We start from the raw sequence: 17,450 nt of genomic DNA on the forward strand, positions 1-17,450 counted from the left end.
GAGTCACACAGGCTACTTGTCTTTCATGGGGGCTGGCTAATACACTGTATATAGATACAGTATATTGTTAGAGCACATGAAACTATCCCCTCTATACGGCAGTGGCGTAAGCTGCGGCTTTCCCTCGCCAGCGGATGACCACAAAGAAGCGGCGCTCAGCCTGGACCAGCACCTGATTACCAGCCCGGCTGCCACCTTCCTGGCCCGCGCCAACGGTGATTCCATGCGGGATCTCGGCATTTTTGACCGGGATTTGCTGGTAGTTGATCGATCCTTAACCCCGGTTCACGGTGATGTAGTGGTGGTTGCCCTGGATGGGCAGCTAACCTGCAAAGTGCTTGATCGGCAAAAAGGGCAGCTACTGTCCGCGAATGATAAATACGCACCGATCCCCATTTGGGAAGGGCAGGAGTTGATTGTTGAGGGAGTGGTCAAGGCTTCCGTTCGGTACCACCGGCCCTGCTAATGCTGGTACTGGTAGATTGCAACAGCTGCTATGCCAGCTGTGAACAGATATTCCGGCCCGACCTGCGCGGGCGCCCGGTAGTGGTACTGTCCAACAACGATGGCTTTGTGGTGGCGCGCTCTAGGGAGGCGAAGCTATTAGGCATTGGCGACCTGGAGCCGTTCTTTAAAGTTGAGCACCTACTGCGCCTTCATCGCGTGGCGATCTTCTCCAGTAATTATCCCCTGTATGGCGATATCTCCCACCGGGTAATGACCACCCTGCGCGAGTTCAGTCCCAACGTGGAGGTTTACAGCATTGATGAAATGTTTATGGATCTCCACGGGCTGCAAGAGGATTGGTTGGATTATGGCCGTACAATCCGCAACACCCTCTGGCGAGATATTCGGATGCCTGTCGGTGTGGGCATTGCACCCAGCAAAACTCTGGCCAAGCTCGCCAACCGAGCGGCCAAGAAAATTCCTAAGTGCGATGGCGTCTGCGCGCTGGATACGCCAGCCAAGTGGCAGTGGATGCAGCGCCGCACAGCGGTCAGTGATGTTTGGGGGATAGGCCGGCGCCTCACCAAGCGCCTGGCCGACTTCGGTATACAAACCGCCTATGACCTGGCGCAGGCCAACCCAAAGATTTTGCGCCGCCGTCTCAATATCAATATTGAGCGAACCATTGAGGAGTTAAACGGAATTGCCTGTCTCGGTCTGGAGGAAGTGCCCCCGGCAAAGAAGCAGATTTACTGCACTCGCTCCTTCGGTGAAAAGCTCACCGACCTAGCGCCGATACTACAGGCCGCCACTCTCTACGCCAGCAGGGCAGCAGAGAAACTGCGTGCGCAGAAATCCCTGGTAAAGTCGATTCACTTATTCCTGCACACCTCACCCCATGAGCCCAACTACTACAGCCGCAGCACCGTAGTGCAAACCCCATACCCCACGGACGACTCCCGAATTATTGTCCAGCTGGTGAGAAGGGCTATTGCTGACTTGTACCGCCCCGGCTGCCGTTTTATGAAAGCCGGCGTTGGGCTTGTCGAGATTATCCCGCGCGCGCTGGGGCAGGGTGATCTATTCACCCCAGGGCAATCGGTTAGGGCAGGGGAGACCATGCAAGCGCTGGACCGGATCAATAAAAAGTTTGGCCGGGGAACATTGTTTCTAGGGGCCGAAGGAATTCAGAAAAAGTGGAAGATGCGGCAGGCATTTACATCGCCTGCCTATACGACTCGGTGGGGGGATTTGCCGAGGGTGGTGACTTAAGCAGTAGAGAAACTGATAACGTAGTCTTGCCAATTCAGTAGAAATCTCAGGTCGAGCACGGTCTTTATTTACGGCTTTACTGAGCGGTTTCCATAAACTCGTGATGTGCTGCCTCAAGAGAATTTGTAGCTATAAACTCCTCGTTTCTATTCCACATAGAGTGCGTCTTACTCTGCAATTTCTCTAGATAATTGGTGACAGATCCGTCGACAAAGCGATAATTTGTAAATTCAAAAAAATCATCATATCTTGCCTTCGCTTCACCATTAGGGTCGAGGCAGATAACATCTATTGACTTTAGGTGTGGGGCTTGAATTACCGAAGACTTGAGAAGATATTTTATATATGAATCTGCAACAGGGAGAGAGTAGCCAATAAATCTAATATGATTAGCGTCAGTGAGTAGGTTGTGCGAGTTTTTCCATATTGGCACTATTGATTCATGTGTACCTTTCGCCCATGTGGGCGGCACAATTTCGTTGTCGCTCAAGCATCCATGAAGCTTTGCTAAATGAGTAGAATTCCAAGATGGATCAAATTTTGATTTTTCAAATGCTATCGAATCTGAGGAGGAATAATGTTCTTTTATAGCTGTAGCTGAATTTTCGAGTACCATATCGTAATTTAAGCTTAGTACCGAATATCTAGCTGCGATTCTAGAATCCCTCTCTGCAATGTCGTCATAGGGGCGTATTGGGTTTAATGTATTTGACTTCTTTCTGCTAAACTTAAGTCCCATTAAGCTTGCCACAAAATAACTATATAGAGCTGTTGATTTATCTCTGCCGAAGAGGAAGTCTTGCCAGTTTCCAGGGAGGTTTTCTGAGATAGGTTTTATGGGTGGTGTATAAAAATTTATTACATCCTTTATATAGCTGATAAAGCCATCCTTCAGTTGGCCTCCTTCCAAAAATTCATTCATCTCAATTATTGAAAGTATTTCTTCAATATTATGCAAGTCGCAATTATAGTAATTTTTTGCAACTGCTAATTTATTTATTGTGTCGAAAACTTGCTTGAAATGCGGATGGTCGTTAGGGCTTTTGAAGTAGAGGTCCTTTGATTTAGACAAAAAATTACCCATTACAGGTATCCCCAATGGAGCTGAGAAACCTGCCCCAATAATGTATACAACTCTATCCATAGCTATCTAAGATCTTTTATTGCTTAGTATTTTATTGGTGATAATTATGACTGATATCTACAGCTTTAGGTTAAGAAACTTGTGAAGTTAGTGAGTTTTACCCACCACTTTGTATAGGCTTCCGTTTGCTCTTTTAGGTAGTCATAGTGGTCATAGACTTGCCACTGGCCCGGCAGTTTGTGCCCCAGCATTATTTCAGCAATATGGGGCTCTGTCAGTTCGGAAAAGTTTGTCCTCGCCGTCTTGCGCAGGTCGTGCACGGACCAGTGTTTCATCTCGTAGTCTCTGTGCCGGCGTAGCCACTGCATCAGATTGTAAGGCAGTGCCAGCGGCGCACCCTGGCCCATAGGTTTATCGCTGCCGCTATTGTTGAACAGGTGTTTGCCTTCGCCGCTCAGCAGAAAAGCCTCTTTCAGCAGGGGCTCAACCTCAGGAATGATGGGACGCAGTAGGGGCTTCTTGGTCGACTTGCCCATCTTGTGGTTGGCGGGAGGCACTGTCCAGATACGCTTCTTGAAATCGAAGTGCTCCTTCTCGCTTATGCGCAGCTCGCCATTGCGGCAGCCGTAGAACAGGCATAGCTTGAGAAAGATCTTATTCTTCGCCGCCATACGTGAGTGCTCCACGGCCAGCCACATCATGCTGATTTCATCCGGGCTTAGAGAGCGGGTGCCGATGCTTTTCTTTATATGTAGGTCTTCAGTTGCATTGATGTTGGCGATTGGGTTGCTGGTGATCAACCTGCGCCGCACACCCCACTTCAACATTTGCTTGGCATTGGTCAGGATTCGATCGGCAATACCGGGGGTGGCCTGTGCCCGCTTTTCCAGCAGGGCCAACCATTCGTGAAGTGTGACTTCTTCAGCGGGTAGATGGCCAACGGCAGGGAATACGTACAACTGGAAAGAGCGCAGGATTTCGTGGTGCCCTTTCTTGTTTACCTTGCAGTAAGAGTGATACCACTGTAGGAACAATTCCTCTAGAGAATCGGCATTGAGAATCGCCTGCTTTTCAAGCTGCTTTACCACCCTGGGGTCATAGCCCTGCTCGAGCTTTCCCTTCAGGCGCAGCCCCTCGCTCCTGGCATTCCTCAGTGTCATTAATGGATAGGAACCGAGATCAACACGGGCCGGCTTACCGTCGTAGCGGTAGCGAAGCTGAAAAGTGATTTTTCCCTGGGGCGTAACGCGAACACTAAGGCCATCCCGATCAGCCTTTTCAATCCGCTTTTCCCTTTGCTTACCTGCGTTGGCTTTAAGCCAAGTATCCGACAACGCCATGGCAACCTCCTTGTGTACATATCTCTTAAGGCTAACAAAAAGGCGATTTGTGTACACGTCTATGTACACATTTATTTCGGCTGAGGTTGGTTTTAGATGGCTTAAGCTGTCGCGGGTCTAATGCTTGTAAGGTAGTGTTTTGTACGGGATTTACTGGTTTTTTGTCGTAGGTTGTCAGGCTGTGACTAGGGGGGATTTATAGGGGTGAGAAATAATGGCGAAGGTGCGGCGGCCGGCAAAGCCTGCCAGGGAAGAACTTTGACCCATACTTTAAGATTCGATCACTGGATATTCGAAAAAAATAGGGGCGTATTATACACGCAGGCGTTGCTCCGAGGGTGGGGTATACTGCGAAATTAGACTTGTCAGTTTACCAGCTCGGCGAATGGGGTCATGTCAATGGGCTGAGTTGCCAGCGGGACTGGCACACCTGGACAATTTGCTCAAATCCATTTGGATTAACACTGTGCTCTGTTGTGGCCAACAGTCATCGAGGAGCTTTTAGCGGTGCAGTGGCAAACTCAGTTATTGAAGGGGAGAGGTTATGAGCCGGGAGCGTTTACAGGCATTGCGGGAAGAGTTGCAGCGGCAGGGTGTCGATGCTTTCTTGGTACCCCGGGCTGATGAGTACCAAAATGAAAGTGTGCCTGCGGCAGATGAGCGACTGCCCTGGCTGACAGGTTTCACTGGTTCCGCAGGAATGGCTGCGGTAGGCAGTCGAGAAGCGGCATTATTTGTTGATGGTCGCTATACCTTGCAGGCGCAGCAACAACTTGGTGATCAACCCATTGAGTTAATGAGCCTCAGTCAAGTCGCGATCATTGAGTGGCTGTGTAGTCAGCTGGATGCCGGTCAGTCTCTGGGGTATGACCCGCGACTGCACACGGAGCCGGGATTGGCCTTGATCAAGAAGCGATTGGCTGAAAGGGATATCCAACTACAGCCGATGGAACAGAGCCCGATTGATGCCATCTGGAATGACCGCCCCGCATCTCCCTGTGGGCCTGCGCGCCCACACCCCTTCATCTTTACTGGTGAGCATTCCAAAGAGAAACGGCAGAGGATTGCCCGACGTCTCGCAGAAAAACGAGCCGATGCTTTATGGCTACCAAATCCTGAAAGCTGTGCTTGGCTTTTTAATATCCGTGGAGAGGATATTCCGCACTTACCAGTGGCCTTGGCCAATGCAGTCCTTTATCGGGATGGCAGTGCAACTCTTTATTTGGGGGAGGGCGCTGTAGGGGATGCGTTGATTGAGCACTTGGATAAAGATGTAAGTCTAGTCGTGGCCAAAGGGGAATTATTTGAAAATATCAAGCGCCGCCACGTCAATAAAATATGGATAGATCCCCTGATTAGCAACAGTTGGACTTTACAGCAATTGCGGGCACTGGATATTGAACTAATACTGGAAGGTGACCCGGTCACTGAAGCCAAAGCCTGTAAGAATGCGATTGAACTGGCAGGCAGCCAGGCTGCACACGAAAGGGATGGTGCTGCGGTGTGTGAATTCCTGGCGGAAATACCTGAACAGGTTGCCACAGGCCATTTTGACGAATTGTCCGCAGTAAAGCTTTTACGCAGTAAAAGAGAGGCTCGCGAAGGCTTTCAGGGCAACAGTTTTGAGACAATTTCCGGCTATGGTCCGAATGGGGCCATTGTTCACTATCGGGTGAGCCCTGAATCCAGTTTGGCGATAAAGCCAGAAGGGGTATATCTGTGCGATTCTGGAGGCCAATATCCAGATGGCACCACCGACATTACCCGAACAGTCGCTCTGGGTGAGTTCCCACCTTCGGCAAAAGAAAATTTTACCCGGGTTTTAAAGGGACATATTGCAATTGCGACTTTGCGATTCCCCAGGGGGACTTGTGGAGAGCAAATTGATGCGCTTGCACGCCGTTCGCTGTGGGAGGTAGGGCTGGATTATGCCCATGGTACTGGTCACGGTGTTGGCAGTTTCTTAAGTGTTCACGAGGGGCCACAGCGGATAGGTAAGGCTGTAACAGGTGTTGCTCTTCAGCCGGGGATGATCGTTTCCAACGAACCGGGGTTTTATCTCACTGGGCAGTACGGCATCCGTATTGAAAATTTGGTGTTTGTGAAAAAGAGCGAAAATTATCCAGATTTTCTAGAATTTGAAGAACTTACGTTAGCTCCGATCGACCGTAATTTGATTGACGTGGCACTACTCACTGAGACTGAACGGGAATGGCTGAATCGCTACCACCAGAGGGTGCGGGATGTGATTACCCCGCTGGTTACTGAAAAAACTGCTGAATGGTTAAAATTGGCTACTGAAGCTTTGTAGTGTGAATCTGGGGGCTGCGTGCCCCCAAGTATGATTAATTTATCTCAAACTTATAGCCAGCACCGTACACAGAGTGAATTAACTCTTTTTCAGGCATAAGCACTGATATTTTCTTGCGCACTTTTTTGATGTGGCTATCAATAGTACGGTCGCTGATTACGCGGTAATCGGAATAGATGCGGTCCATGATTTGTTCACGGGAAAAAATTCGACCGGGCTCACTGTAAAGTAGGTCAAATAGGTGGAACTCCAGCGCAGTAAGGTTGGCGTCTTTACCTCCGATTCGCAGTTGCCCGGTATTTCTATCTAGTTCGATGCCACCATTTCCGACTTCGCCCTTTTGTGGTCGACGGCGCAACACCGCTTTCACCCGTGCGACGAGTTCCCTGGGGCTGTAGGGTTTACAAACATAGTCGTCGGCACCGGATTCCAGGCCGCGCAAACGATCGGGTTCCTCAATTTGCGCAGTCATTATAATAATTGGAACGTCGTTGCCTTTTTGGCGAATCTCTTCGCAAATCTCCATCCCATGCCGCCCAGGTAGCATCAGGTCGAGAAGGATCAAATCCGGTTTCATAGTTTCCACTTTGGGGACAACCTGATTACCATCAGAAATGATCTCGGCTTGATAGTCGGCGGCATGAAGATAATCCAGTAGTAGGTGCGCAAGTTCGGTTTCATCTTCGACTATTAATATTTTGGCGCTCATAACTTCCTACCATTTAATCCTTTGGCTTAGGGGTAAAAAAATACTTATTTCAAGACCGCCCATAGTGGACGGAGTTGCAGAAATGCTACCCTCGTGTGCTGTAACAATATTTTGGCAAATTGATAGCCCCAAACCCGCACCGCCGGTTTCCCGGCTGCGTGAACTATCTGCTCTATACAGGCGCTCGAACAGGTGTGGTATATCAGCACTGGCAACACCGGGGGCGGAGTCGGCGAAAGTGATAATGGCTGTTCGGGCTTCACAGCGCGCAGTTACTTTGAGTTGTCCCCCACTATCGGTGTAGCGCAGGCTGTTGGTTAACAGGTTGCTAAATAACTGATTGAGGCGTGCTTCATCTGCGTAGACTAACTTATCTTCTGATAGTTGGAGGTCACTGCTTAAGCGAATACCTTTCTGGTCGAATGGAATTTCAAAGTCTTCGATAACACTTCGTAGGATATTCTCCAGGGAGATGTCGGACTTGCAGTAACTTAGTGCCCCCGCGTCGGAGAGAGACAACTCATAGAGATCATCTATCAGGCGGCTCAATTGTTGAATTTTGCTGTGCAGTATGCGCAGGTTCTCTGGTGTGGCTGATCTGATACCGTCTTGAATGGCTTCAATCTGCCCTTTTAATACTGCGAGAGGTGTGCGCAGCTCATGCGAAATATCTGCCATCCATCGGTTTCGAGCATGTTCGTTTGCTTCCAGCGTTGCGGCGAGCCGATTAAAGTCAGCACTTAATTGGCCCAGCTCATCTCGTTGCTCTATATCAATACGGGTTTTAAAGTTGCCGGATGTAAGATGGGATGTTGCTTCGGTCAGCTTACGGATGGGCCTTACCAGCTGCCAGGCAAGGGGGATGGCAATGGCCAGTGCCAGAATGAAGGTGGCAACAGAGATAAGAGCGAAAGTCCGCGATTGCTCTTTAACAAACCCTACGGCCAAATCATCATCTAACACCGGTAGTGGATTGATAGCCAGGTAACCAACGGTTTCTCCGTCCACAACCAGAGGCTGCATTACCATGTTCTCAGATCCTGAATAACGACCTATCAGAGGTCTTTTCTCTTTGTTCAACAGGACCAGGCGGGCATTAAGCGACTTGCCCACTGCGTGTTCAGGTGGGGGCTCAGGCGGGCGGCGGGGGCCCCTCGTACCCGGAGGTGGACGATGTGGGGGTGGCATATCCTCAAAGTGACTGGACATCACGCGTCTGTGGAGTCTTTGCCAGCGCCTGCTATTGCCGTCGATAGATTGCCAGCTCCCTTCGCTGGCGTAGATTTCTTGTAACTCATCTACTAAATCGCCGACCTCGCGAAGCTCCTGAGACTGGATATAGGTCATAAAACCATGCTTAAAGCTCCACTGAAAGAATACGAACATTCCGCCAACAGTAATTGCTGTAGTCAATAAGAAAGCGAGGCTTAGTTTATAGCGAATATTTAACGACATAGCCGGTAGCTTGGATTTCAGTAGCCTGTGTTCACAGTGAGCTCAGGTGCATTTTACTCTGTTTCCACTGAGGAAACGCGGCTCAGAAGATCAAGCCTACACTTACTGTAAATATCAGGGCAATCTTTTAACACTCCGAGAGTCTCACGATAAGAGCCCAAGCTAAGTGCCAACAAGCTTAGCTTGGTTATCCAAAGCTGTTCTTGGGGCCTCCATGCCCTGAGTCGATAGGAGAGATTGAGTCCCTACTGGTAGTTACTTCTATTGTTATCCCGATTTGCCTGTGCTTACTCCCGGCTTTATTGGAGATGTAGAAAAACGATGCAATATCAGATCGGGCTTATCGAGCCGGATAAATAGAGTTGCAAGAATTCTCTTCCCTCCCCGGCTCCAGGTACTGTGGTCATGGGCGTTGAGAGTGACAGTAATTTGGTTGAAGCCCGATTTAAACAGCTTGTCGGGAAGGTGTAAGTCTGGACCATAGATTCGCTGTATTTTCTTACCGTTGATATAGAGATGGGCATGACCTTCCAGATATTGCTTTGAGGCATCATTGGCGTGGCGAGGGGATTCTAATTCGAACCGGTCGTAGTCTATATGTAGGTTATATCCGGACATTTTATCGCGACTAATGTCCAGTTCGATGCGCGGTGCAGCATTGTGTAAAGGGATCTCGACTACTGGGTGTTGGTCGCCGTTATGGCCTGTGTGAGAGTCTGGCTGTGCTGTAGCAAGGTTGGTCATTCCCCAGATAAAAGACCCGATTAGAACGGCTCGAAGAATTTTCATTATTGTCTCACTCCCAGGTTTGGCGATGGGGCAACATACTTCATTCAAACTGCTGTTGTTGTGAATACTTCTGGTTACCAGTGCTTTTAGTCTATCGGGTGCTATTGCTCCAGTTACTTCCTTTACCTGGAGTGTCGGTTCCCGCAAAAACAAGGGATCGCAAAGCTTACACTTACTGCGACTCCAGGGAGATTTCCGGCGTATTAGGAAAGTGGCTTGGCCTTCAATGTTAGTGCACCGCTGAACTACTGTGTTGAGCACTCATTGACAATAGTTTGATCATCTAGCTTGCCGTAAAAGCGGGGGCCAAAAGTATATGGGAAGGCGGGGACAAGCTCACCATCATCATCGACAGTGACAGTCAGGTGGTAATGGTATCCCCTTTCGTCATCTGAGTGACCGTTATGCTGGTCCAAATATACTCCGCCTTCATTAGTCAGGTCTTCGTCCCAGTAATAGTCCTCGTAGAAAAAGCCCGCCGCCGTAGTGAACTCATTGCCTGACAGGGAGGTATAAGAGCCACTTGTCGTGGGGCCGGTATTCGATGTTGTTTCGACTCCTAGGGAGAGGTCGTATTCATCCACCAAGAGACAGCTTCTCTCGCCTGCTACGCCGCAACCGCTCTCGGAGCTGGGGTCGTCATAATCTCGTACAGCCCAGCTGCTTTCTGCGAGCTCTCCTTCACTCTGCCAGGGGCCATAGATTGCGTAGCCATCGGCGGTATAGCCGTAGATAGGGGAGTGGTCGTCACCTATATCGCCAACAAGATCGGCTAGGCAATCGCTATAAAAGTGATGGTGGTAATCTCCGTTTGCGGCGTGTCCACCACAGATATCCACATCGTAGACCTCAGCAACCGGTGCCAGGGTTTGCCAGGTGCCATCCACTGATTGACCATCACCCCAATCATAAATAGAGACGCCATTTACCCAGTAGCCCTGTACGCCGAGCCCCGTTGCGCATTCCTCCGTTGCGGGCTCGGGTTCGACAGGGATATATCCGACATGAGAGACATTCTCTGGGCAAACGAGCCCTGGTGGCCAAAATCCATAGCCGGCATCTACATCACAGGTGCCAATACCCGTATAGCCAATATCTTGCCCAAAGCTGACAATATCTCCAACGCTGACAGTGGGGCTGCCGGTTTGGAAATCAGAGGAGGCTAATGGACGTTCAAGTAGTCCGTCTAGAATACTTTGAGTAATTTCAATCTCGTAGTCGGGAACACCGGTTGCTGAGACAACGGTGTATTCCCGGCCATCTACGGTTTCTGATGCTACGCTCTGGACGTTGACCAGAACCTGCTCATTGCTGTTACTTTCATAAATGTAAGGCGCGCGTTCGTCATCAGTATTCATAATCCAGACACCAGTATCAGTGCTGGAATCTGACTCTTCAGAGGAGGTCTCAGAAGAATCATCGCCATCCTCTTCTGAGGAAGAGCCACTATCGCATCCCTGAAGAACTCCGAGAGATATTATCAACGCTAGTGTATAAGAGAGTGTAGGCTGGCCATTCCGGTCAAAAATTTTAATTATTTTCATATCACACCGTGGCATATGGAGGAGTTGCTCCCCGAACCTAGCGCACAAAAGTGAATGGCCTGCTAGCTAAATTTTACCTAATTACCACTTATGCTAAGCCAATTTTTAGCAACCTTTCTGGCATCGGTGGTGTCCGAAGAGAGACGTAAATCAATCTTGGAATGAGTGCCGACAAATCAAACCTCCGATTAAAGCGATATTGAAATTCTGCCAAATAGCGCTGTGCATATTTCGGCCTAATAGCATGGTAAGTGCTACGTAGCGCACTCTTTAAATTACCAAGTACTGTATTTACCCAATAGAACTCAGGCTCTTCAACAGAAGCTCGGCCACCACCACAAACAATTTTGTCATGTACACAACCGGCCTCCTTAATGGCATTGAAGCATGGAAGACCATCTGAGATGACTGTGCTGCCACTGCAAAGGTACTTTTTACTCCAGGTTGAAATTTCACTGCTTTTGAAGCCCTTGATAATTGAGAGCTTAATACGGGTTGGGCGCAGGGCTGTCCCATATAAATCAGTCTAAATGGTGGCTGTAATTATCTTGTCCAAGGTTTCATTATCCCAGCCAGCCTTTTTCCGAAGCCTTTTAATGCTCATGTCTTTTTTAAAGCTGGGCTTTGCCGCTTGCAACTGATTGAGTGCCGAATGCCTCAAGATCGCCATGTTTTCTGGTGCATTTCCTGATCTGAAGCGACTATCATCCTCACGAAAAACCACATCTAAAATCCAGTGTAACGAGTTTTCAACACCCCAGTGAGAGCGAATAATATGATTGAGTTCTGCTGAGCACGGCTCTAAACTACTGATATAGTAGCGCGTTTCGCAACTAGTTCGCCCATCTACAGTTCGTTTCGCCTGGACTGCGATAACACTTCTTAGACCGTGCCATTGCTCTTTACCTTCGAGCCAATCAATACTGTTAGTAGAGAGACATTTTCTGGATTCTATTCGGCCTCGGCTCACCTCTTCCACACAATCAGTATCGACATGCTTGTGGTGCTGCATATCGAACAAATTATTAAAATGCGTGGTAATTTGCTGGTGCAGTTTGTCCTGGTTGCCCTTCACAGCAATCACATAATCGCCGCCTCGTTCGATAATTTTCTGAGTGATCGTTTTCTGGCAGCCCATGGCGTCAAGCGTAATAATCGCACCATTAAGATCAAGAATCTCCAGTAACTTCGGTATGGCCGTAATCTCATTCGACTTTTCTTCTACCTTTTGCTGAGCAAGGACAAGTCGCGCCTCGGACGCAAAAGCACTCACCATATGTATAGGAGATCGTTTACTGGCCTGATCGAAGCTGCGCCTTAGCGTCTTGCCATCGATCGCAATCACGTTACCGAGTTCTTGCTGAATACCTTGGACCCACTGCAGAAAGCAGCGCTTAAATTGTTCGGGGTCTAAGCTTGAAATAACACGGCTAAAAGTGTTTTTTGAGGGTATTCCGCTATTTAGCGGGGTGAATCGTTTTAGGTAATCTATCTTAGATTCTGCGAAATCGACAAAATCTCTACAGCTTTCAGCACCACAAATAACACCGCAAAACATGATAAGTAAAATATCGGGCAGGGCGTGCAGCTTGTGCCGATCAACTCGAGGATCTTCCATGTCGTCAAAGTGATGTAAAAGGCTAACGCTATCCATTTTGTCTGAAAAACACTCTATTTATCAAAAAAGATAGCTATTCTAGGTCTATTTTGTTCGTTTTTACACCGATTTATATGGGACAGCCCTGGGGTTGGGCGTCCCTCCTTGGTTGTTTCAACGGCCGCCACAAAGGGAGTTTTACCCTTGGCTCCGCGCCCGGGCTTGCATCCAGTACGCTCACCACCGAGATAGGCATCATCTAGTTCAATAAAACCGGACAGTTTGTATCGTTGGTCTCGCTCCATCATCACTTGCATGAGTTTCTGCTTCATACGCCATGCTGCGTTGTAAGAGATACCTAGATGTCGAGATAGCTCCATAGAGGAAATGCCCTTCTTATCCTGAGTAATCAGGAAAATACCGAGAAACCAGGTGGTGAGGGGGAGCTTCGTGGAGTCAAAAATTGTACGAGAGGTAATCGATGTCTGACGCCGACAATGGTTACATTGCTTAAGCTTGCGATAAGCGAGGTCGCAATGCTTGTCATGCCCGCAGTGAGGACAACTAAAGCCATTGGGCCAACGCCACTGCGACAGTGCATCGAAGCACTGTTCCTCGCTGCCGTACATTTTGAGGAATTGGGTCAAACTAATACCCTTCTGAAACTGTACCTTGTTGCGAGCCATGGCGTATTCCCTTGCAGATCAACGAGATAGCTGTATTTATATACAGTTACGCATAACTTAGCAAGAGTGGTAATTAGGAAATTTTATATCCTCTTTATCGTCTTAATTTTTTTCAGATTTGTGCACTGCGTTCAAAAGCGATACTCCGTGAGTCAGGCAAAAATATCTTATTGCTTTATTGTAAATAGCCTAAGTATCCTTTAATTAGTGGGCCGGCTATTAATTAAATATTTTTTGGGGTATTAGCTCCAATTCTCTCTTTGAAAAATTCCAGGTCTTAATCTAATTATCAGGTCGGCTGACTTTGGCTATTTGTTTGTTGCCCCCGATAGGTGATGTTGAAAAGCGGTGTAATACCAGCTCTTTCTTATCGAGGTGAACAAATAAGGTTGCCAGTATTCGCTTTCCACCGCGGCTCCAAGTGCTGTGGTCGTGTGCATTGAGAGTCACGGTGACTTGGTTAAAACCGGGTTTTAGTAATTTTCCGGGAATATGTAAATCCGAGCCATAAAGACGTTGGATTTTTTCCCCATTGATGTAAAGGTGGGCGTGCCCCTCCAGAAACTGCTCAGAATCGTCATTGGCAAAGCGAGGGGATTCCAGCTCAAACCGATCGTAATCAATATGCAGGTTATAGCCGGACATATCGTCGCGGCTCATGTCCAGTTCGATTCTGGGAGCGGCAACATGCAGAGGTATCTCTATCACCGGATGCTGATCGCCATTGTGGCCCGCGTGAGGATTTGGCTGTGCCGCATACGCGGTCATAGAGGCTGAAACAATCCAGGCCAAAGACCCAGCGATAAAGAACCTGTGCATTTTCATTTAACTCTTACTCCCAAGCTTGAATATGAGTTAGCGGCCAACGGTGGTTGAGCAGCGATTGACGATAGTTTGGTCATCCAGCTTGCCGGCAAAGCGCGGGCCGAAGGTAAATGGGAAAGCTGGAATTAGTTGGCCATTGTTATCCTGCGTAACTGTCAGGTGGTAGTGATAACCTCTTTCACTGTCAGTGTGTCCATTGAATTGATCCAAGTATTCGCCACCTCGCGCTGTCAGGCTTTGATCCCAGTAATAATCCTCGTAGAAAAAACCTGCCGGAGTTTCAAATTCGTTTCCGGATTGAGAGGTGTAGCTACCGCTGGTAGTGGGGCCGGTGTTATTTGTATTGGATACGCCGCGATCAATATCATATTCATCGACTAGCAGACAGCTGCGTTGCCCGGCAACGCCACAGCCGGTGTCTGAACGGGGATCGTCGTAATCCCGTATTGCCCAGCTGCTTTTAGCTAGCACACCTGTGCTTTCCCATGGACCGTAAATTGCGTAGCCATCGGCGGTATAACCGTAGATAGGGGAGTGGCCATCGGCGGTGTCCCCGGCAATTTCAGCCAGGCAATTACTGTAAAAGTGATGGTGGTAGTCGCCGTTAGCTGCATGGCCGCCACAGATATCTACGTCATAGACTTCTGCCATGGGAGCCAGGGTATGCCAAGTGTTATTTACTGACTGTCCGTCACTCCACTGGTAAATTGAGGTTCCATTTACCCAGTAACCCTGTACACCAAGCCCAGTTTCACAGTTGTCAGTGGATGCCTCAGGCTCAGCAGGAATATAGCCTATATGGTCGACGTTTTCGGGGCACACGGGACCTGGGGGCCAGAAGCCATAACCGGCTTCTGAACCGCAGCTGGAATTACTGCGATAGCCGATGTCCTGGCCGAAGCTAACAACCTCATCAGTTTGTACCAAGGGGTAGCCATTGACGAAGTCTGTAGAGGCTTTTGGACGGCTGATGAGTGCGTCTAGTATTTCCTGGGTTATTTCAATCTGGTAGTCCGGGATACCGGTAGCAGATACGCGGGTATATTCCTTTCCGGCAACGGTTACAGATTCAACACTTTGCACATTAACCAGAACCTGCTGATTACTGTTACTTTCGTAAATATAGGGGGCGCGTTCGTTAGTTGAATTGATAATCCAGGTAGTACCGGAGCTCTCTGTTACCGAGCTTTCCTCGTTACCTGAAATGGTCGAATTATCTGAGGAGTCGGAATTGTCTTCGTTAACGTCCGAAGAAGTGTCCTCGTTATTATTCGATGTATTGCTTGTTTCGTCGGTAGTTGTTTCTGTTGGATTATCTACCGTAGTATCTGTTGGACTTTCCTCTTCAACTGTATTGCTGCTTGAGTCCGTGGAGGAATCTGCAGTGTTATTTCTAGTGCTTTCTGAATTTATCGAATTGTTGTTTTGCCAGTTTCTTCCATTGCTATTGCGAACAGGTACTTCCCTAACCGAACGTTGGTCGTTGTTATGCCCAGAGTTGGGATTAGGTTGAGCCACAACACTGGCTGCAGTTAGCCAGGCTAATGAGCCGGCAAGAAAGTACCCGTTAATTTTCACGAGAAGGTTACCTCAATTTATCTTTATTGGTTACCGCCCCACGGTTGTTGAGCATCGGCTGACAACAGTTTGGTCATCCAATTTTCCGTAAAAGCGCGGTCCAAAAGTGAAGGGAAAGGCGGGGATTAATTGTCCATCGCTATCGACAGTGACGGTAAGATGATAATGGTATCCTCGCTCATCATCCGAATGGCCATTGTACTGATCTAAATAGACTCCACCTTGAGCTGTAAGTTCTTCGTCCCAATAATAATCTTCGTAGAAAAAACCAGCAGCTGTTTCAAATTCATTTCCGGAGGCGGAGGTATATGAATCACTTGTAGTTGGGCCAGTATTAGAAGTAGTTTCCACGCCTTGGGAAATATCATATTCATCGATTAATAAGCAGCTGCGCTCGCCGGCGACACCACAGCCACTTTCGGATGAGGCATCATCGTAATCTCGAACAGCCCAACTACTTTCCGCTAATTCACCCTCACTTTCCCAAGGGCCATAAATTGCATAGCCGTCGGCGGTGTAGCCATAAATTGGAGAGTGGTCGTCACCAATATCGCCGACCATCTCTGCGAGGCATTCACTGTAAAAATGGTGGTGATAATCACCGTTTGCTGCGTGACCACCGCAAATATCAACGTCGTAGACTTCAGCTAGGGGGGCGAGTGTATGCCATGTATTATCAACACTCATCCCGTCGCTCCATTGATAAATAGAGGTTCCATTTACCCAGTAGCCCTGTACCCCTAAACCAGTTTCACAACTGTCAGTTGCAGGTTCAGGTTCAACGGGAAAATAGCCAACATGTGAAACATTTTCAGGACAGACAGGCCCCGGTGGCCAAAATCCATAACCAGCTTCTGTACCACAGGACGAATTACTTTTATATCCAATGTCCTGCCCAAAACTGACAATATCGCCAACGCTGACATAGGGGCTGCCGGTTAAAAAGTCAGAGGATGCTTTTGGACGTTCCAGGAGTGCATCGAGAACAGTTTGTGTAATTTCGATAGTGTAATTTGGAATGCCGGTTGCTGATACAACAGTGTATTCTTTACCGTTGACAGTTTCAGATTCAACGCTCTGAACATTTACTAGTACTTGTTCATTGCTGTTACTTTCATAGATATAGGGTGCGCGCTCATCATCAGTATTTAGAATCCAAACCCCGCTATCGGTGCTCGAGTCTGAGCTGTCACTATCATCTGAAGAATCGTCATCGTCATTATCGTCTCCGGAATCTGAGCCGCTGTCGCTAGTATCTTCAGATGACGAATCTGAATCAGATGAAGAGCTGCCGCCTCCACCGCATGCTTGGAGTACGCCGGAAAGTAATACCAGAGATATTACATAAGGCAAAATGGACTTTCGGTCCGTGTCAAAAATTTCCGTTAATTTCATAGCACACCGTGAACTAGATGGGGGTTAGTCCAGAAATTAGCGGATAAAAGTGGAGAAAATGTGGATAAATATTAACCTAATTTGCAAAGGGTTAAATTGGCTCTCTATTTCTGCTTAGTTTGTGCGTAAGTTCAAAAGGATGGCTTTTCTTTCTGTATCAACAGTTAAAAAGTTATTTGCTGGAAAATTACTTATCTCGTTAATGACTTTCTTTGTATTTAATTTAAATAAAATATTATTCTTTCGATATTTTTTTTGACTTAAAGGTCTAGTAGTTGGCTGGCTGTATCTAGTGAAGCCAGCTACTGAAAGCAGAGGCCTGGATTCTGAGACTGTATTTGGGAGAGTCGCCAGTCTGAAAGCTTTAACCGGTTCCAGGCTGGCGTGGGGCTTTATCAATGATTTATAGGTAAGCTGT

Annotated in this window: 13 protein-coding genes and 2 pseudogenes; 3 read left to right on the top strand and 12 right to left on the bottom strand. The window is 48.1% G+C overall.

Annotation, left to right across the window (positions count from 1 at the left end; translation table 11 throughout):
• Positions 1-76 precede the first annotated feature (76 nt).
• The gene (locus ACJJIQ_RS23660) at positions 77-466 is read left to right on the top strand and encodes a LexA family protein (RefSeq protein ID WP_445360512.1); all 390 of its coding nucleotides are present in this window, start codon (positions 77-79) and stop codon (positions 464-466) included.
• A complete protein-coding gene (locus ACJJIQ_RS23665) occupies positions 466-1,719 on the top strand; it encodes a Y-family DNA polymerase (RefSeq protein ID WP_445363190.1) in 1,254 nt (417 codons plus the stop codon). Before ACJJIQ_RS23660 ends, ACJJIQ_RS23665 begins: the two co-directional genes overlap by 1 nt.
• 76 nt (positions 1,720-1,795) lie before the next feature.
• Here the strand turns inward: ACJJIQ_RS23665 and ACJJIQ_RS23670 are convergent, their stop codons facing one another.
• A complete protein-coding gene (locus ACJJIQ_RS23670) occupies positions 1,796-2,863 on the bottom strand; it encodes an SIR2 family protein (RefSeq protein WP_445363191.1) in 1,068 nt (355 codons plus the stop codon).
• Positions 2,864-2,928: 65 nt separating this feature from the next.
• Entirely contained in the window at positions 2,929-4,143 is a 1,215-nt protein-coding gene (locus tag ACJJIQ_RS23675) for a tyrosine-type recombinase/integrase (RefSeq protein ID WP_445363192.1), read from the bottom strand.
• A 544-nt stretch (positions 4,144-4,687) separates the two neighbouring features.
• Here ACJJIQ_RS23675 and ACJJIQ_RS23680 point away from each other — a divergent pair.
• Entirely contained in the window at positions 4,688-6,454 is a 1,767-nt protein-coding gene (locus ACJJIQ_RS23680; RefSeq protein ID WP_445363193.1) for an aminopeptidase P family protein, read from the top strand.
• 34 nt (positions 6,455-6,488) lie between these two features.
• On the opposite strand, the gene ACJJIQ_RS23685 is transcribed toward ACJJIQ_RS23680, so the two are convergent.
• From ACJJIQ_RS23685 to ACJJIQ_RS23730, 10 genes and pseudogenes are all read right to left on the bottom strand, one after another.
• The gene (locus ACJJIQ_RS23685; protein WP_444895235.1) at positions 6,489-7,163 is read right to left on the bottom strand and encodes a response regulator; all 675 of its coding nucleotides are present in this window, start codon (positions 7,161-7,163) and stop codon (positions 6,489-6,491) included.
• 6 nt (positions 7,164-7,169) lie between these two features.
• Positions 7,170-8,618, bottom strand: a complete 1,449-nt coding sequence (locus ACJJIQ_RS23690) for an ATP-binding protein (protein ID WP_444918955.1) — start codon at positions 8,616-8,618, stop codon at positions 7,170-7,172.
• A gap of 267 nt (positions 8,619-8,885) precedes the next feature.
• Complete coding sequence (locus ACJJIQ_RS23695; RefSeq protein ID WP_444918956.1) at positions 8,886-9,407, bottom strand: hypothetical protein; 522 nt, start codon at positions 9,405-9,407, stop codon at positions 8,886-8,888.
• A gap of 245 nt (positions 9,408-9,652) precedes the next feature.
• Positions 9,653-10,951: a YHYH protein gene (locus tag ACJJIQ_RS23700; RefSeq protein WP_445363194.1), complete on the bottom strand. Its 1,299-nt coding sequence runs from the start codon at positions 10,949-10,951 to the stop codon at positions 9,653-9,655.
• Between the two features lie 88 nt (positions 10,952-11,039).
• Positions 11,040-11,450, bottom strand: a pseudogene (locus ACJJIQ_RS23705) (IS1595 family transposase); the annotation flags it as partial.
• Positions 11,451-11,477: 27 nt separating this feature from the next.
• The gene (locus tag ACJJIQ_RS23710; protein WP_445362101.1) at positions 11,478-12,605 is read right to left on the bottom strand and encodes an ISAs1 family transposase; all 1,128 of its coding nucleotides are present in this window, start codon (positions 12,603-12,605) and stop codon (positions 11,478-11,480) included.
• Between the two features lie 95 nt (positions 12,606-12,700).
• Positions 12,701-13,234 (bottom strand): annotated as a pseudogene (locus ACJJIQ_RS23715) (IS1595 family transposase); the annotation flags it as partial.
• Positions 13,235-13,516: 282 nt separating this feature from the next.
• Positions 13,517-14,059, bottom strand: a complete 543-nt coding sequence (locus ACJJIQ_RS23720) for a hypothetical protein (protein ID WP_444895231.1) — start codon at positions 14,057-14,059, stop codon at positions 13,517-13,519.
• Positions 14,060-14,089: 30 nt separating this feature from the next.
• Positions 14,090-15,637, bottom strand: coding sequence for a YHYH protein (locus tag ACJJIQ_RS23725; RefSeq protein ID WP_445363195.1), 1,548 nt, complete (start codon positions 15,635-15,637; stop codon positions 14,090-14,092).
• Between the two features lie 30 nt (positions 15,638-15,667).
• Positions 15,668-17,032, bottom strand: coding sequence for a YHYH protein (locus tag ACJJIQ_RS23730; protein ID WP_445363196.1), 1,365 nt, complete (start codon positions 17,030-17,032; stop codon positions 15,668-15,670).
• Between the last annotated feature and the right edge of the window lie 418 nt (positions 17,033-17,450).

Source organism: Microbulbifer maximicatervae (SeqCode) (genome assembly GCF_052468295.1).